Origin of the sequence: Bifidobacterium thermophilum, from assembly GCF_037482445.1 — a bacterium.
In the GTDB taxonomy this organism is placed as follows: domain Bacteria; phylum Actinomycetota; class Actinomycetes; order Actinomycetales; family Bifidobacteriaceae; genus Bifidobacterium; species Bifidobacterium thermophilum_B.
Genome location: NZ_JBBHLY010000001.1, coordinates 211,742 through 228,298 on the forward strand (window position 1 = coordinate 211,742; position 16,557 = coordinate 228,298).

Here is a 16,557-nt window from a genome sequence, read left to right on the forward strand (position 1 = left end):
GCACACATGGTATCCCTCAAAGATATCGCCAAACAGGCAGGTGTCTCCGTTTGCGCCGTCTCCCTCGTGCTCAACGGCAAGTACAAGAACCGCGTGAGCGACGCCACCGCGCAGATCATCCGCGACACGGCATCTTCGCTCAACTACGAGCCGAATATGCTGGCGCGTACGCTGAAAACCAACAAGTCGCACACCTTGGGATTCGTCACCGACGAAATCATCACCACGCCTTCGGCAGTGCGCATCATGCTCGGCGCACAGGAAGCAGCCCGCAAGCTCGGCTACATCCTGATCACCATGAACACGAACAACGACAAGGCGCTGGAACGGCAGGAAATCGCGACGCTCAAGCGCTACCACGCCGACGGGTTCCTGTACGCGTTCATGTATCACCGTGTGGTGGACGTGCCTGCGACTTTGCGCTCCATGCCGACCATCGTGGTCGACGCCGAGGACGCGAAGCACGACCTGCCGTCGATCTACCCCGACGAGTTCGGCATCGGATATGACGCGACCAACAGGCTCATCGCCGCAGGCTGCCGCCGAATCGCGTATTTCGGCTCAGAATCGGGAATCGTCGCCCAGCCCGAGCGTCTGGCCGGGTACCACAAGGCGTTGCAGGATGCCGGTTTGCAGGACGACCCGCAGCTGGTGGTCGGCGCAACCGAACATGTGAACGCCGATGAACGCGCGCTCGAGCTACTCAAAGGCCTCAAACCCGATGGGGTGTTCTGCTTCAACGACATCCGTGCCACGTCGATGTACGCCGCGGCGAACAACCTTGGGCTGACCATCGGCAAAGACATCTCCATCGTCAGCGTCGACAACCTGCCCAATATCACCGACGTGATCCGACCGGCACTGACGACCATCGAATTGCCTCATTACGAGATGGGATTCGAGGCGGTTCGTCAGCTCGTGTCGATGATCGAGCAGCGGGACATTCCGGATATCAAGCCCGACCAGATTTTTCGTTCAACGTTTGAAACCAAGGATACGTTCACGACAATCCGCGGGTCAATCATCGAGCGCAGCTCCGTCCGCGGCACGGCCCCAAGGCATGAGTGACGACAGCGTGCAGCGCTGAACGGTGAGAGAACGGGGTCCCGGGTTTGCCATCGTGCGGACGATCTGCCCTGACTTCTCCCTCTCCCCCAGCGCTGTGATGCTCGCCAGCGACCACGGTACCAATCCGAATCGCGATCAGCCGCAGGCGTGTCTTGAGTGAGACGCCCAACAAATTTTCCAACCAACAACCATCATCGCAAAGGAGCATCATGCTTCCCACAACCCAAACCACCAACGCGCACATCGCCACCGGCGACTACACCCGCCTCGACCTGTTCGTCGAGCGCACGGACGATGGCGCCTCAGTCGCCCTGACCCGTTCCAGCAACGGGGCCACCCTCACGTTTGCCGCAATACCGAAGCTTGAGAACCGTCATCACTTCCGGTTCGATGTGCCCTCCGACACCGATCTGGACATTCGCATCAACCAGGCGGTATGCCGTTTCGGCTATCTGAGCGAAAGCGGCAATGATCTGGACAACGGCATCCAGTATGTCAATCTCGACCCCGATTTCGTCCAGTGGGACACCCTGCCCGACACGGAAAGCATCTACCGCCAGCCGGAACGCACGGCCTCCCATTTCGAGCCGATTGCGCACTGGATGAACGACCCGAACGGCCTGTGCGAGTTCAAGGGACGCTACCACCTGTTCTATCAGTTCAACCCGTACGGATGGGGATGGGACTGCATGCACTGGGGTCATGCGGTCAGCCGTGACCTGGTGCATTGGACCCATCTGCCGATCGCGCTGGAACCGCAGCCCGAGTTCGCCACCGACCATACGCTGACCGGCGGCGCATTCTCCGGTTCGGCCATCCCGGTCGATCAGGATGGCTATCCGTGCAACGGCGAGAACGCCGACGCCATCCGTTTCATGCTCACCCGTCACACCGAAACGCGCGGGGATGAGCATTCCGTCGTGGAATACCAGACCACCTGCCTGAGCCACGACAGCATCCACTTCGAAGTGGAAACCCCGTGCATTCTACGACCGACCCCGAGCATGGGGCTGGACTGCCGTGACCCGAAAATCGAGACCAACCTTCCCATCCATGAGGCGGACGGCGGACGCGCCTGGATTGTGACCGCCACCAACCTGCCGGTCGATGAATTCCACAAGGACACCCCGGCCGGCATCAGCCGCGACACCACGAACGGCTGGTTCGCCACCTACCCGATGGGCAAGCCCGCTGAGGCGGCTGCCAATGAGGCGACCGTCCCCGCCATCGCGCTGTTCTCCACGAAACTGCCGGTACAGCACACCTCCGTGTGGCGGTACGACGGGCCCGTGCTCGCCGATTTCGGCCATCAGATCGCACGTACTTATGAATGCCCGGATCTGTTCGCACTCGACGGCAGCACGGTGGCCTGCGGTGCCCTGATGCATTACCGCGACAGGCAGGGACGCTTCCAGCCTGTGCGCTGGTATGTCGGCGACCTGCGCGATGAGGGCGAGGGCCCGCGTCTGGCCGTCAAGTCCAGCGACTGGTGCGATTTCGGGCTTGGCTACTATGCGACGCAAAGCTTCCGCGACGATCAGGACCGCCGCATCGTCTTCGGGTGGATCGTCGACCACGCCGGCGTGCGCCGTGAAGGCCCCTGCCGCGCCAACGGCATCATGTCGCTGCCGCGCGAACTCCATGTAGTTGACGGCCGCTTGACGAGCAAGCCCGTCAAGGAAGTCTACGACAACCTGATTGGCTCACCGGTGACGGTCGACACCGCCGCGGGAGCCACGCCGGATTCCCACGTGTGGTCCGCCACCAGCCCCGATGACACGTATTACGCCAATATCACGCTTGACGACGACGCTGATTTCACGCTGACCATCGCACGTAACCCCGGCATTGACGAGGCTGAGGGCGACAGCCTGCGTCTGGTGCGCGAAAACGGTGTGACGCGGCTGGTCACCCGCGGTCAGGGCGGATTCGACAAGAACGACTACGACAGCGGCATCCGCCAGGTGCGGCATGTCGAAGTGTTCTTCGACCATCAGGTCGCCGAGGTGTTCCTCAATGACGGCCAGGCGGCGGGCACCATGCTGTTCCAGGCCGCCGGCCCGCAAGTGAGCATGTCCCTTGAGACACGTGGCGCTGTGGATCGCTGCGAGGTGCATTCGCTCAACACCATCTGGTGATCCAACAGCTAGACCCTATTTCATCTTGTGTCGACGCTGACATCGCTCTCAGCGTCGACACAAGACGGAAATTGGCGACGATTGCAGGCCGCACTCGTCGCTACCGCGAATCGGCACGGATCGACGGCTAGTCGCGCTTCTTGCCCGTCGCCGAGGTATTGCCCGCCGCCTCGTCAACCTCTTCCTCGACGGTCTCCTCAAGCTCCGCACGTTCCAGACCGGACATGGGGTACAGGAAAATCGGCAGCATCATGAGGCAGCCGACCAGATAGAACAGGTCGGGCAGCGAGAACAAACGGAAGAAGGTCAGGCTGTTCGGCAGCAGAATGCCGGCGACCACTACGGCCATGCCGATTGGCGGCAAGGTCGACCAGACGGTCGGATTCGGGGCGTTATCCGCGCTCTTGCGTTTCACCGATTCGCGGTAGACGGGGATGATGAACATGAGCCCGCCGGCGATGGTAAGCACGTCGGTAAGCTTGAGCGTGCCGAACAGAACGATCGGACGGGTCTGGAACAGCACGAACGCGACGAACATGACCAGCAGGCCGATGACGGATACCACGGTTGACTTCTTCATGGCGAACCTCCTTGCGATGGCGTCCGGTTCGTCAGTGAACCGGACGTTGCGATATCTTCCAGTGTAGTCGCACCCGCTGGGAACGCCGGCAGCGACGTACACCGTCTCAGAACAGGTCGCCTTGGGCGAACTCGTCCTCCTCCTGCTGCAATGCCGCACGGCTGAACGCCGCTTCACCATGCTTGGCAAGGTCATACTCGGCCATGTGCGAGCGGTCACGAAGGATGCCGTCAAGCCTGACAGCTTCAGGCGAAACAAGGAACGCGCGATCATTGATGCCATCCAGATACAGCCCGTCCATGGATTCGACGCGGGAGAGGGCCACATAGCCCATGCCGGGCGCGAAGGTCCGGCGCAGATCCATGCGAGCGCGGTCGAGGGTCATGCCCTGCGATTTGTGGATGGTGATCGCCCATGCGCAGCGCAGCGGCACCTGCTTGACCGAGGCGAGTACCGTCTCGCCGTCCATCATCTCCCATGCGGCCGGTTGCATGATGACGGTATGCCCGTTGTCGAAACGGACCATCGGGTACTCGTCACCGTCACGATTGGTGACGAAATCGACCACCGTGCCGAGCGAACCGTTGACATACTGCTGGTTGGTGTCGTTGCGCAGGGCCATGACCGCGGCCCCGATCTTGAGTGTCAACAGTTCGGGGGCGAGCATGGTGCTTTTGAGCCGTTTGACCAGCTGTACCGGGCCCGAGGCCTGAGCTTCGTAGACGTGCTCGCGGCTGTCGATCTGCGCGAGCTTGCGGTCGTTGAGCTCGTCGGTCTGCCGGTTGTTGGGGAACAGATAGACGGCGACATCGTCCTCGGCGGGTTCGACCCCGATCCGGGCGCCGAGCACCGCACGGTCGGCTTCGGTGACGGCACCATGCCGGATATCGGTCAGGACGTCGAGCAGCTGGCCGGTATCCTGACGGTGCTGCTCGCTCAGATAGCACACCACGGGGTTGAGCTCAGGCCAGACCAGTGATTCGGTGACAAACCCTTCTGGATTGCGCCCCGCCTGCGCGTACCGTTCGCGCATGGCGACCATTTCCGGCGACGGGACCACGAGTTCACGGTCACGCCGGGCGTGGGACACCGGGGGCAGCTGGAACAGGTCGCCGGACATGACCACCTGCAGCCCGCCGAACGGTTCCGGATTGCGCCGGACAGCACGGCATGCCTGGTCGACCATGTCGAACAGCCAGGCGTGCATCATGGAGATCTCGTCGATGACGAGGATGTCGGTCGCGCGGACGCGCTTGCCACGACGGGTCTTGATCTGCTTGAGCAGGCTGTCGGTCATGGCTTCGGCTACGCCGACGCCGCTCCACGAGTGGATGGTCTGCCCGTTCAGATGCGTCGCCGCAATGCCGGTGGACGCGGTGACCGCCACAGACGCCCCGCGCGCCCTGGCCTGCTTGACGAATTCGTTGAGCACGTAGGTCTTGCCGGCGCCGGGGGCACCGGTGAGGAACACATGGGCACCGGCGCCCAGAATCCTCAGCGCGTCAGTTTGCAGCATGGGACGGCCTTTCGTGACGTTCCTGCGCATCCAGCATCGCCTCGATGACACGCAGCACGCCGTGATCGGTGTTCGCCGGGGCGATATAGCGCGCTTCACGGAGCAGATCCGGATAGGCGTTGGCCATCGCGAAGGACCACTCCCCCGCGCCCAGCATCTGCAGGTCATTGAGATAATCACCAAACACCATGGTTTGCGCGGGCGTGATGCCCAGCCGCCCCTGCAAGGCGACCACCCCGCGACGCTTGTCGGTGTGCGCGTCCATGATGTCCACCCAGTGCGCCCCGGAAACGACCACCTGATACCGGTCGCGCAGCGGGGCGAACAACGTGTCGGCGGGCACCCGGACATCGCCGAAATCGAATACCGCCACCTTGAGGATCCTGTCGGCATGCGGCCCGGCGACCGCCTCATGCAGGTCATCAAGGAAGGCAAGACGGTGGTAATACTTGCGGCATTCGTCCACGAACGGCATGTCCTTGCGATTGGTGTACGCGCTGCGCTCACCGCACACCACCATGCCGACGTCATGGCCGTGCGGCAGGTCGGCGCCGGCAAGCAGGTCGATCATCCGCGCCACAGCATGGGCAGGAATCGCGGTCACACTGGCAGTGCGGCCCCGGGCGACCACCAGATTGCCGTTTTCCGCGATGAACGAGCCGGACGGCATGGCGTCGCCGAACATGTCACGCAGTGTGAAGATCTGCCGTCCGCTCGCCGGCACGAACTCGATGCCGGCGCGTTGCATGCGTTCCAGCAGAGGCCAGAATCCCTTAGGAATCCGGCTGTCGCCGTCCAGCAGCGTGCCATCCATATCGGCGACGACCATCGCGATATCGCCGGGCAGCGGCGTCGAGGGGGTCCATGGCGTGGCACTCATGCTTGGTCCTTTCAACAATCGTGGGGTTGACGTGGGGTTGGCGGGCGGCTCCGCCGTTACTCGAGGGCGTTGCCGTTCTTCTCGTACGTGCGCAGCAGACTGGTCGCCTCAATGTGGCGAGCGCCCGCCTTAGCCGCCTCGGCATCCGGGCCGGGGGCCGGGACGAAGAGCAGATCGCGGTAATAGCGCAGCTCGTCAATGGATTCGATGATGTCGGCGAGCGCACGGTGGCCGCCGTTCTTCGCCGGACGGTTGCGGTAGACGTCCGGGTACCAGCGGCGGGCGAGCTCCTTGATGGTGCTCACGTCGATGACACGGTAGTGCAGGTGCTCCATGAGGCCGGGCATGTAGCGGTCGAGGAATTTCTTGTCGGAGCCGACGGAATTGCCGGCGAGCAGGGGCTTGACCCCGTCCGGGGTGAACCGTGCGACATACTCGGTCACCTTGCGTTCGGCCTCTTCAAGGCTCAGGCCATGCTCCCATTCGTTGATCAGGCCGGAACGGGTGTGCATCGCGCGCACGAAATCATTCATGTGGGCGACGGCAGCGTCTGAGGGCTTGACGACATAGTCCACGCCCTCGTCGAGCACGTTGAGGTCGAAATCGGTGGGGACGACGGACACTTCGCACAGCTCGTCGTGGAAGATATCCAGCCCGGTCATCTCGCAGTCGATCCAGATCATGCGCGAATCTTGCGCGGAGTAGGTTTCCGCATCATGCGCGTCTACCATTGCGTGCCTCTTTCCCTTGTGTGTCTTCGGTCACGTCCTGTCGGCGACGGCATGATGCCCCCGCGGACAGGACCTCTCAGGTTACCGCGGGGGCGGGAGAAGCGTCTCGTCTCAGATTTGCGAGCGTTCCTCGGCGGCCTGGATCTCGGCGGCGACCAGATCGTCATCTATCTTGCGGTCGGCGGGATCGTCGAGATAATGGTCGAACTCGTGCAGGACCGAGGCTTCGGGGGCCGGGGTGAGCAGCGAGACGATGACGATGAGCAGCAGCGAGACGATGAACGCCGGCAGCAGCTCGTAGATCGCGAACACGCCGCCGAGCGGCTTGATGAGATTGTGCCAGATGAGCACCGTGGCCGTGCCGCCGAGCATGCCGGCGATGGCGCCGTACTTGTTGGTGCGACGCCAGTACAGGGACAGGAGCATGAGCGGGCCGAAGGACGCACCGAGCCCTGCCCACGCGTATGAGACGACTTGGAAGATCGAAGAGTTCTGGTCGAAGGCCACGAAAATACCGAACAGGAACATGACCAGCAGTGTGGTGCGCGCCACCATCATCACCTGCTTGTCGGTGGCCTTGCGGTTGATGACGCCGCGGTAGATGTTCTCGCCCACTGCACTCGCGCCGATGATCAGGTACGACGAGGAGGAGCTCATGGATGCGGCGAAGATGCCGGAGACCACGATGCCGCACAGGAAGCTCGGCAGCAGCGCCTGGGCGATGACGATGAAGATGTTCTCGGCGGCGGCCTGCGTGCCGAACTGGGTGGGCATCATCGCGCGTCCCGCCAGACCGATGCACACGCCGCATGCGAGCGAGATCACACACCATGTGGTGGCGATGATCCTCGATTTGCGGATCTCCTCGGAGCTGCGGATCGACAGGAAGCGCACCAGCACCTGCGGCATACCGAAGTATCCCAGGCCCCAGGCGAGCATGGAGATGATGGTGATGATACCGTAATCCGTGGGCGCGCCGAAGACCGCCTTGCCGTCGCGTACGATCTGCTCGCCCATGGAATTGAGCACCGGGGTGGCCAGGTGCGTGCCGTCGAGGAAGCCCGGGATGCCGCGCAGGAAGGTGATGGTGTTGTCCACGCCGCCGACCGAGACGATCGAGCCGACGAACACGACGGCGAGCGCGAAGAACATGAGCATGCCCTGGATGAAGTCGGTGACGACCACGGACAGGTAGCCGCCGATCAGCGTGTAGGCGAACACAACCGCCGCGCCGATGACCATGGTCAGGTGGTAGTCCCAGCCGAACAGGGTGGAGAACAGCTTGCCGACCGTCACGAAGCAGCTGCCCACGTACACGCAGAAGAAGATGAGGATGATCAGCGCCGCGATGGTGGAGATGACGTTCTTCTTGTCATGGAAGCGCTTGGAGAAGAAATCCGGCACGGTGATGGCGTCGCCCGCAACCACCGAATACCGCCGCAGACGCCGGGCCACCAGCCGCCAGTTGAGATACGTGCCGATTGCGAGGCCAATCGCCGTCCACATGGCGTCTGCGGCGCCGGTGAAGTACGCGAGGCCCGGCAGGCCCATGAGCAGCCAGCCGCTCATATCGGAGGCTTCGGCGCTCAACGCCGTCAGCCACGGGCCGACCCCGCGCCCGCCCGCGAAATACTGTTTCGCCGAGGAGTTCGAGCGCTTCGAATAGGCGAATCCGATGGACAGCATGGCGACGAAATACAGCACCATGGCGAGCAATACCCAGAAGTCTTTGGTGACCATACCCTTCTTCTCTCAATCATGACAACGGCGTGCGCAGCCTATCCGTGGGATGGGCGGACGTCTTTCGCTGGTCTCTTTCGTTGGTCGCAGTACCAAGAAGGCGGCCGCTCTGATGCGCATGGCAACAGGGCGGCCGCCTTGCAATCCGACAGCGGCCGCGGGAGCACACCCGCGGGGCTGTCAGGACATCAGTTGTTGTGGAAGCCGGAGTAGTTCGGCGCCTCCGCGGTCATGACGATGTCATGCGGATGGGATTCGCGCAGGCCGGCGTCGGTGATGCGGATGAACCGGCCACGCTCCTGCAGTTCCTTGATGTTGTGCGCGCCGACGTAGAACATCGACTGGTGCAGGCCGCCGATCAGCTGGTAGAGCACGGCGTTGAGCGGGCCACGGTACGGGACCTCGCCCTCGACGCCTTCCGGCACGACCTTGTCGTTGCTGGTGACATCGGCCTGGAAGTAACGGTCCTTGGAGTAGGACTTCTTGCCGCGCGGGGCCATGGCACCCAGCGAGCCCATGCCGCGGTACAGCTTGTACTGCTTGCCGTGCAGCAGGACCTTCTCACCCGGGGCTTCCTCGCAGCCGGCAAGCACGCCGCCGAGCATGACGGTGCTCGCGCCGGCCACCAGCGCCTTGGCGATATCGCCCGAATAGTGGATGCCACCGTCTGCGATGCACGGGACGCCCGCGGCCTTGCACGCCTGGGCGGCCTCATAGACGGCGGTCAGCTGCGGGACGCCGACACCGGCGACCACGCGAGTGGTGCAGATGGAGCCCGGGCCGACACCGACCTTGACCGCGTCAGCGCCGGCGTCGATCATGGCCTGGGCGCCTTCGCGGGTCGCGATGTTGCCGCCGATGATCTGCACGCCATTGAACGCCTTGTCGGACTTGAGGCGGCGGATCATGTCGAGCGCCAGACGGGCCTCACCGTTGGCGGTGTCCACGACAAGCACGTCGACACCGGCCTCCATGAGGGCGGAGGCACGCTGCCAGGCGTCACCGAAGAAGCCGATGCCGGCGGCCACGCGCAGACGGCCCTGGTCGTCCTTGGTGGCATCCGGGTACTGTTCGGTCTTCACGAAGTCCTTGACGGTGATCAGGCCGGTCAGGTGGCCTTCGTTGTCGACGAGCGGCAGCTTCTCGACCTTGTACTTGGCGAGCAGGTGATGCGCGTCTTCCTTGGAGATGTTGGACGGGCCGGTGATCAGATGATCCTTGGTCATCACGTCCTTGACCTCAAGACGGTCGTAATCCTCGGAAGGGATGAACCGCATGTCGCGGTTGGTGATGATGCCGACGAGCTTGTTGTCCTTGTCCACGACCGGCAGGCCGGAGATGTGGAACTTGCCGCACAGCTTGTCGAGGTCGGCGAGCGAGACTTCCGGGTTGACGGTCAGCGGATTGGTGATCATGCCGGATTCGCTGCGCTTGACGATGTCGACCTGGGCGGCCTGGTCGTCGATGGACAGGTTGCGGTGCAGCACGCCGATACCGCCGTTGCGGGCCATAGCGATAGCCATATCGGATTCGGTGACCGTATCCATGGCCGCGGAGATCGCCGGGGTCTTCATGGTGATCTCACGGGTGAGATGGGTGGTGGTGTCAACTTCGGACGGAATCACATCCGTCTCGTTCGGAAGCAGCAGCACATCGTCATACGCGAGGCCGAGCTTGGCGAAAATCGGAGGGACGGGAGCATATGCTTGCGCTTGCGTATCAAAATTTGAAGCCATAACCACACTATAAGGTCGTGACCTGACTTGCGACACGCGAGCATAGCTCTCAGAGGACACGCCCGGCGACACCCCAGCCGCCTGCGACGGTATGCAATGCCCGGAAACCGCGGTGTTATGCGCGTTTCACGGTGTTGCGCACCGGTGGTGCCGGGGGTTCGGATGCCGGACGTTCCGTGGTATCACCGGGATCGTCAGCCATGCGCGACGGGTCGGCGGCAGCGCTGCCCTCCGGCCGTGACGCCCGGACGACACCGTTCTGTATGGGGCTGACATGCTGCGCGGCGTGATGCTTGTCGTACGCGGCATCCTCTTCCATGATCTCGGGGATGCGATGGCGCAGATACGGCAGCATAGTGAGTACGGTCAGCACGGCGGCGGCGCACAGGAAGCCGATGGCGACATACCTTGCATCGAAGAACAGGATCATGATCGAGCCGAAGGAGATGAGCGCCGCCCACCCCCACAGGATCAGCACCGCCCCCTGGACGGAATGGCCGATCCTGAGCATCCGGTGGTGCAGGTGCATACGGTCGGGGTGCATCGGGGATTGCCCCTTGCTCAGCCGTCGCACAATCGCCAGGCACATGTCCAGCACCGGCAGGAACAGTACGAGGATCGGCAGCAGGATTGGCATGAACACCGGAAGATACACGCTCGTGTGGATTGACGCAGGGTCCAAATGCCCGGTCATCACAATCGAGGCGCAGGTGATCAGGTACCCGAGGAGCATCGAGCCGGAATCGCCCATGAACAGCTTGGCCGGATGCCAGTTGTGCAGCAGGAACCCGACGCAGATGCCGACCAGCGCGACATCGATGAGCGTGGCCATGGACGCGTAGCTCGGCGAGGAACGGGCGAGAATATACGAGTACAGGCCGAACGCGATACCGCCGATGGCGACGATGCCGGCGGCCAAGCCGTCCAAGCCATCCACGAAGTTCACCGCGTTGATCGAGGCGACAATAAGGAAAGCGGTGATGGCCATGGACAGTGTCGGCGAGGCGGTGACCAGGGAGCCGAGCGGCAGCGAGATGATCTGCAGGCCGCCCCACGCCACGAATACGGAGATGAGCAGTTGGCCTGCGAGTTTGAGCATCCAGTCAAGGTCCCACAGGTCGTCGGCCATGCCGAGCAGGCAGATCATGATCGCTCCTGCCATCACCACCCACGCCTGCTGGTTGGCGGTGAACAGGCCGGAAATGAACGGGATGTGGCTGGCGAACAGCATGGCGACCACGAAACCGACCAACATGCCGAGACCGCCCATGCGCGGGGTCGGGATGGTGTGCACGTCGCGTGCGCGGACCTTGCCGACCGCCCCGATACGGATGGCGAGATGGCGGATCAGCGGGGTGACCAGCCACGTGGCACCGCCGGCGACCGCGGCGATGAACAGGTAGACCCTCATGCGCCAAGTCCCCCGCCGTTGATGTGCAGGGCCTCACGGACGGCGGCCTGGGGGATGACACCCTCGCGCAGGATGGCGATGCCGTCGCGTTCCGTGGGATCGGCGGCGACCACCGTGCTGGCGACATGCCCCTGGGTCGGGCCGCCGTCAAGATACAGGTCGACCTGGTCACCGAACGCGGCGACGGCCTCGTCGACGCTCTGGGCGCTCTCGTCACCGGAACGGTTCGCGCTGGACGCCGCCACCGGGCCGGTCGAACGCAGGATACGCAAGGCGAGGGCCGAATTCGGCACGCGGATCGCCTGCGTCGCATGGCCGTCCGTTTCACGGCGGATGGTCTTCAGCCGGCAATCATCCTGGGCGATGGCGATCGGCGAGAACGCGCCCGGCAGGAACGCCGCGGCAAGACGGTTCAACGGGGCCGGAAGATACAGGCCTAGGCCGTCCAACGCGTCGACGTCGGCCATGATCACCTGCAGGGCCTTGTACCGCGGGCGTTGCTTGAGCTCGTAGACCCGGTCGATGGCCTGCCGGCTGAACGGGTCGCAGGCGATACCGTACACGGTGTCCGTGGGGATGACGATGACCCCGCCGTCCTTGACGATCCGCGCCGCCCGCGCGATGGACTCCTCGTTGACTGTACAAACCTCGCCCATAACACCTCCGATTGTTCCGTCACCATTGCACCATCGTACCCAGACGTACCCGGACGTGCCCGCCGGCTCCGGATGCGTCCGGCGTGGCACATGGCACGATACCGCAGTGATGCCGCCTATTTGACCGCGAACAGGTACCGTGGCCGTGACGTGTAGTCCAGCCCGGTGCGCGCCTGCGAGAAACCGTTCGACAGCGCGTACGTGAGCATCCGGTCGGCCTGGGTGATGTCGTGCTCGAGCACCAGCGCCCCGCCGTCACGCAGCAGCACGGCGGAACGGCGGATGATCCGCTCCGGAATCAGCGTACCGTCGGCGGAACCGCCGTACAGGGCGGCTTCCGGGTCGTAATCACGCACCTCGGGCTGGGTGGGCGGCTGGGACATGGGCACGTACGGCGGATTGGTGACCACCAGGTCGACGGAACCGTCCAATGCCGCAAGCGTGGTGGTATCCGTGGCGTCACCGGCTTCGAGATGATAGTTGTACCCGGCCGCCGGATCGTCGCCGGCGACACGCTTGGCGTTGCGTTGCGTCCATTGCAGTGTCTCCGGGAACTTTTCCACGGCCCACACCTCGGCGCCACGCACCTCGGTGACGATGGACAGGCCGATCGCGCCGCTGCCCGCACACAGGTCCACGACCTTCGGCGCATACAGGCCTTCGCGGGTCAGCCAGTCGATGCCGGCCTGCACGACGGTCTCGGTTTCCTGCCGGGGAATGAACACACCCGGGCCGACCTGCAGATCGAGGTAGCGGAACGGGACGTGGCCGACGATATATTGCAGCGGCTCACGCGAAGCGCGACGGTCCATCATCGAGCGGAAGTCGGCGAGCTGCCGGTCGCTGGCCTCGAATCCGTCGCCCATGATGAGGGCCTTGTCGATATCGCGCGGGCTGATGCCGCAGGCTTCGGCGAACAGCAATCGGGCATCGTACCGGGCGGTCTCGATGCCCGCATCCTTGAGTCTGTCGGTCGCTTCGGCCAGCATGTGCCTGAGTGATTCGATGCCCATGCGCGATAGCACTCCCTTCGATTGGACGATACCCGGCGTCTGGCGCCTTGGAGGCCCGGCAACCATGCCGCCGTGCCGCAGCACCGCCATGCCGTCATATGAGTGTACAAGTCAGGCGGCGTTCGCGCCTTGATGTTTCTGCTGTTCGAGACGCGCCGCCTCATCCGCCTGGATGTCGCTGTCGATCACCGCTTGCAGGTCGCCGTCGAGCACCTGGTCAAGGTTGTACGCCTTGTAGTTCGTGCGATGGTCCACGATGCGGTTCTCCGGGAAGTTGTAGGTGCGGATGCGCTCAGAACGGTCCAGCGAACGGACCTGGGAGTGGCGCATATCCGCCGCCTCGGCGGCCTCCTGCTCGTGTTTCATGGCCAGCAGGCGGGATTTCAGGACGCGCAGCGCCGCCTGGCGGTTCTGGATCTGCGATTTCTCGTCCTGCATGCTCACGACGATACCGGTGGGGATATGGGTCATGCGCACCGCGGAATACGTGGTGTTCACGGACTGTCCGCCGGGGCCGGAGCTCATGAAGATGTCGATTTTGAGGTCCTTGGGATCGATGTCGATCTCGTCATCGTCGTCATCGGCCTCGGGGAAGACGATGACGCCGGCGGCCGAGGTCTGGATGCGTCCCTGTGATTCGGTGACGGGGATGCGCTGCACGCGATGCACGCCGCCCTCGTATTTGAGACTCGCCCACACGCCGTCCTCCGGGGCGGGGGTGCCTTTCGCGCGGATGGCGAGCTGCACGTCCTTGACGCCGCCGAGCTCGGTGGTGTTCTCGCTCTGGATGGTGGTGGTCCAGCCGCGCTTCTCGGCATACCTCAGGTACATGCGCAGCAGGTCGCCGGCGAACAGGGCGGCCTCCTCGCCGCCGGTGCCGGCCTTGATCTCCATGATGACGTCACGGGCGTCATCGGGGTCGCGCGGGATCAGCGCGGTGCGCAGCGCTTCCTCGGCTTTCGGCAATTCGGCTTCCAGACGCTTCGCCTCGGCGGCGAAGTCCTCGTCCTCGGATGCCATGTCCTTGGCGGCTTCGAGATCGTCGAACATCTGACGGTACTTGGTATATGCGGTGACGATAGAGCCGAGCTCGGCATGGCGGCGGCCCAGTTTGCGGATCTTGTCGGGGTCGGACGCGACTTCAGGCTGCGCCATCTGCCGTTCGATGTCGTGATACTCCTCCACCGCGGTCTGCGCCGCAGGGAACTGGTCGTGTGGGTCCTGTGCCATATCCATTCCTCGCTACCGTTGCACGTGCTTCGCGCGTCTTCATACCCGATTCCGTAGGTTCCGGCCGTCCCGGCCCGGCCTGTACCATAAAGGCCCAACGCCGACGGCCGGCCATGCATCGGCGATCACGCTTCATCTTGCTCAACTTCACCATCATATAGTCACGCTTGGCCAAGGGGCGGACGAGAGCCGGGGCTGCGACTCTCGAATACCAGCCTGCCGTGCAATCTACGAATCGCACAACTCACCGATAGCGACGGCAGAAAGCCGAATCACCCGACTACCCCGCCCGCCGAGCGACACAACTATCGCACCACGCGCAGGTACAACAGCCAGGCGGCAAGAACCCGCCGGCCCCGGCGGTGTGCGACCAGCCGATCGCACCGCACGGCGATACCGCCATCAGACAGGGACACGCCACTGGTATCCCGGTGCCATGGTACCGGATTGTCGCACCGCGGCGCGATAGCTGGCGACACGCACGCCAGGCAAGCCGCAGGCGCCGCGAATGCGCCTAGGAAAAACAAACAACGCCAGTCCGAAGACTGGCGTTGATAGAAGCCTTACTTGCTGCGCTTGCCGTAACGCTTCTCGAAACGAGCCACGCGGCCGCCGGTATCCAGGATCTTCTGCTTGCCGGTGTAGAACGGGTGGCAGTTCGAGCACACGTCAACCGTCATGTGGTCGCCGGGGGCGGTGGTACGGGTGACAAACGTGTTGCCGCACGAGCAGGTGACCTGCACGGCGTGATAATCGGGATGAATGCCCTGCTTCATGGTATGTCTCCTATGGAATTCGGGGGACCCGGGTCGCCAGCCCCTATGGCAGGCGTGAACCGGAACCGTCAGTATTGTACGCGCCGATACCGACGACACGCGGGACCCGCCGTCAGCGTAAGCCACACCAGAGAGAAAAACAGTGGGGCCTCACGGGCTTGAACCGTGGACCAGCGGATTATGAGTCCGATGCTCTAACCGACTGAGCTAAGGCCCCGTTGGAGCAAACCAACTTTTCCAATATAGCAAATCCCCTGACCGCACGCGCCCACACCCGGAGTTCCGAGAAACGGATGCGGACATCATGCGGTTCCCGCCATGGCAGGAACCAGGGGACCGACGAACCTATCGGATCAGCCGGTCAGCCCAACACCGAAACGACCGCCGGGCCGATCAGTCCGCCAGACCGCGCACCGCGCGACCGGAAGCGAAGCGGTCAAGCGCCCCCGTCCGGGCGATGGCCAGATACAGGAACCAGCTCATGATACCGGCGAACACCACACCGCCGACGACTTCACTGACCAGATGGGTGATGCCGCGGGGGCTCATCAGCGCGACACCCTGATACCGGAAGAACAGCAGATAGAAACCGTATTCCAGCGCCACGCATACACCGGAGGCGATGCTCATCGGCAGATTGTACTTGCGGTAGCGGGCCAACGCGAACGGAATCTCCGCGAACACGCCCTGCAGCGCGGCGGAGATAAAGACGAAGCTGAACGCGAAATTATTGCCGAACACCATTTCGGCGACAGCGCCCACCAGATTCACATATACCGCAGCGCCGGGCTTGCGGATGATCAGCAATGCGAGAGGGCCGGAAAAATACCAGAACGCGTGCAGCACGCTCGCGACGCCCGGCAGCAGCGCGCCCAACACCGGCGAAATCGCCTGATACGCGAAGTTGAATCCCCAGAACACCAGCCCGCATGCGACGCCGAGCGCGGCGCCGACGGCGATATCGGCAGTGGTCCAGCGCAACGTCGCCGGATGCACAGAAAGCACGGTGCCATTGCCTTGGGAAGATGGATATGTTGATACGGTCGAATCGACCTGATTGCGAGCAGAATTGCCCATGGGAT

14 protein-coding genes and 1 tRNA gene are annotated in these 16,557 nt (G+C 63.5%); 2 read left to right on the forward strand and 13 right to left on the reverse strand.

What is annotated here, in order from left to right; genetic code table 11:
* Positions 1-6: 6 nt before the first annotated feature.
* A complete protein-coding gene (locus tag WD012_RS00820) occupies positions 7-1,068 on the forward strand; it encodes a LacI family DNA-binding transcriptional regulator (protein ID WP_339561915.1) in 1,062 nt (353 codons plus the stop codon).
* Between the two features lie 209 nt (positions 1,069-1,277).
* Positions 1,278-3,206, forward strand: a complete 1,929-nt coding sequence (locus WD012_RS00825; RefSeq protein ID WP_339561916.1) for a glycoside hydrolase family protein — start codon at positions 1,278-1,280, stop codon at positions 3,204-3,206.
* Between the two features lie 127 nt (positions 3,207-3,333).
* Here WD012_RS00825 and WD012_RS00830 read toward each other — a convergent pair whose 3' ends face one another.
* The 13 genes from WD012_RS00830 to WD012_RS00890 form a co-directional block, all read right to left on the reverse strand.
* Positions 3,334-3,786, reverse strand: a complete 453-nt coding sequence (locus WD012_RS00830; RefSeq protein WP_044279563.1) for a hypothetical protein — start codon at positions 3,784-3,786, stop codon at positions 3,334-3,336.
* A gap of 106 nt (positions 3,787-3,892) precedes the next feature.
* Entirely contained in the window at positions 3,893-5,302 is a 1,410-nt protein-coding gene (locus WD012_RS00835) for a PIF1 family DEAD/DEAH box helicase (protein ID WP_339561917.1), read from the reverse strand.
* The gene (locus WD012_RS00840; protein WP_339561918.1) at positions 5,289-6,182 is read right to left on the reverse strand and encodes a Cof-type HAD-IIB family hydrolase; all 894 of its coding nucleotides are present in this window, start codon (positions 6,180-6,182) and stop codon (positions 5,289-5,291) included. The genes WD012_RS00835 and WD012_RS00840 overlap by 14 nt, the downstream gene beginning before the upstream one ends.
* A 56-nt stretch (positions 6,183-6,238) precedes the next feature.
* A complete protein-coding gene (gene orn / locus WD012_RS00845; RefSeq protein ID WP_339561919.1) occupies positions 6,239-6,913 on the reverse strand; it encodes an oligoribonuclease in 675 nt (224 codons plus the stop codon).
* Positions 6,914-7,024: 111 nt separating this feature from the next.
* Complete coding sequence (locus WD012_RS00850; RefSeq protein ID WP_339561920.1) at positions 7,025-8,653, reverse strand: sodium/proline symporter; 1,629 nt, start codon at positions 8,651-8,653, stop codon at positions 7,025-7,027.
* 188 nt (positions 8,654-8,841) lie between these two features.
* Entirely contained in the window at positions 8,842-10,389 is a 1,548-nt protein-coding gene (guaB, locus tag WD012_RS00855) for an IMP dehydrogenase (protein ID WP_339561921.1), read from the reverse strand.
* A gap of 115 nt (positions 10,390-10,504) precedes the next feature.
* Positions 10,505-11,800: an MraY family glycosyltransferase gene (locus WD012_RS00860; protein WP_339561922.1), complete on the reverse strand. Its 1,296-nt coding sequence runs from the start codon at positions 11,798-11,800 to the stop codon at positions 10,505-10,507.
* Complete coding sequence (locus tag WD012_RS00865; RefSeq protein ID WP_339561923.1) at positions 11,797-12,456, reverse strand: L-threonylcarbamoyladenylate synthase; 660 nt, start codon at positions 12,454-12,456, stop codon at positions 11,797-11,799. Before WD012_RS00865 ends, WD012_RS00860 begins: the two co-directional genes overlap by 4 nt.
* A 116-nt stretch (positions 12,457-12,572) precedes the next feature.
* A complete protein-coding gene (gene prmC, locus WD012_RS00870) occupies positions 12,573-13,469 on the reverse strand; it encodes a peptide chain release factor N(5)-glutamine methyltransferase (RefSeq protein ID WP_339561924.1) in 897 nt (298 codons plus the stop codon).
* Between the two features lie 111 nt (positions 13,470-13,580).
* Positions 13,581-14,699 (reverse strand): peptide chain release factor 1, encoded by a 1,119-nt coding sequence (gene prfA / locus WD012_RS00875; protein ID WP_339561925.1) that lies wholly within the window; start codon positions 14,697-14,699, stop codon positions 13,581-13,583.
* A 563-nt stretch (positions 14,700-15,262) separates the two neighbouring features.
* Positions 15,263-15,475 (reverse strand): 50S ribosomal protein L31, encoded by a 213-nt coding sequence (rpmE, locus tag WD012_RS00880; protein WP_026502301.1) that lies wholly within the window; start codon positions 15,473-15,475, stop codon positions 15,263-15,265.
* A 143-nt stretch (positions 15,476-15,618) separates the two neighbouring features.
* Positions 15,619-15,692: transfer RNA gene (locus tag WD012_RS00885), tRNA-Ile, on the reverse strand.
* A gap of 176 nt (positions 15,693-15,868) precedes the next feature.
* Positions 15,869-16,552: an ECF transporter S component gene (locus WD012_RS00890; protein WP_339561926.1), complete on the reverse strand. Its 684-nt coding sequence runs from the start codon at positions 16,550-16,552 to the stop codon at positions 15,869-15,871.
* Positions 16,553-16,557: the final 5 nt, after the last annotated feature.

What these genes read in the sequence shown, in the direction of transcription:
- WD012_RS00840 (WP_339561918.1), bottom strand. Translation starts at nt 6,182, where the DNA reads ATGAGTGCCACGCCATGGACCCCCTCGACGCCGCTGCCCGGCGATATC.
- prfA (WP_339561925.1), bottom strand. Translation starts at nt 14,699, where the DNA reads ATGGCACAGGACCCACACGACCAGTTCCCTGCGGCGCAGACCGCGGTG.
- WD012_RS00835 (WP_339561917.1), bottom strand. Translation starts at nt 5,302, where the DNA reads ATGCTGCAAACTGACGCGCTGAGGATTCTGGGCGCCGGTGCCCATGTG.
- rpmE (WP_026502301.1), bottom strand. Translation starts at nt 15,475, where the DNA reads ATGAAGCAGGGCATTCATCCCGATTATCACGCCGTGCAGGTCACCTGC.
- WD012_RS00860 (WP_339561922.1), bottom strand. Translation starts at nt 11,800, where the DNA reads ATGAGGGTCTACCTGTTCATCGCCGCGGTCGCCGGCGGTGCCACGTGG.
- orn (WP_339561919.1), bottom strand. Translation starts at nt 6,913, where the DNA reads ATGGTAGACGCGCATGATGCGGAAACCTACTCCGCGCAAGATTCGCGC.
- prmC (WP_339561924.1), bottom strand. Translation starts at nt 13,469, where the DNA reads ATGGGCATCGAATCACTCAGGCACATGCTGGCCGAAGCGACCGACAGA.
- WD012_RS00830 (WP_044279563.1), bottom strand. Translation starts at nt 3,786, where the DNA reads ATGAAGAAGTCAACCGTGGTATCCGTCATCGGCCTGCTGGTCATGTTC.
- WD012_RS00825 (WP_339561916.1), top strand. Translation starts at nt 1,278, where the DNA reads ATGCTTCCCACAACCCAAACCACCAACGCGCACATCGCCACCGGCGAC.
- WD012_RS00850 (WP_339561920.1), bottom strand. Translation starts at nt 8,653, where the DNA reads ATGGTCACCAAAGACTTCTGGGTATTGCTCGCCATGGTGCTGTATTTC.
- guaB (WP_339561921.1), bottom strand. Translation starts at nt 10,389, where the DNA reads ATGGCTTCAAATTTTGATACGCAAGCGCAAGCATATGCTCCCGTCCCT.
- WD012_RS00865 (WP_339561923.1), bottom strand. Translation starts at nt 12,456, where the DNA reads ATGGGCGAGGTTTGTACAGTCAACGAGGAGTCCATCGCGCGGGCGGCG.
- WD012_RS00890 (WP_339561926.1), bottom strand. Translation starts at nt 16,552, where the DNA reads ATGGGCAATTCTGCTCGCAATCAGGTCGATTCGACCGTATCAACATAT.
- WD012_RS00820 (WP_339561915.1), top strand. Translation starts at nt 7, where the DNA reads ATGGTATCCCTCAAAGATATCGCCAAACAGGCAGGTGTCTCCGTTTGC.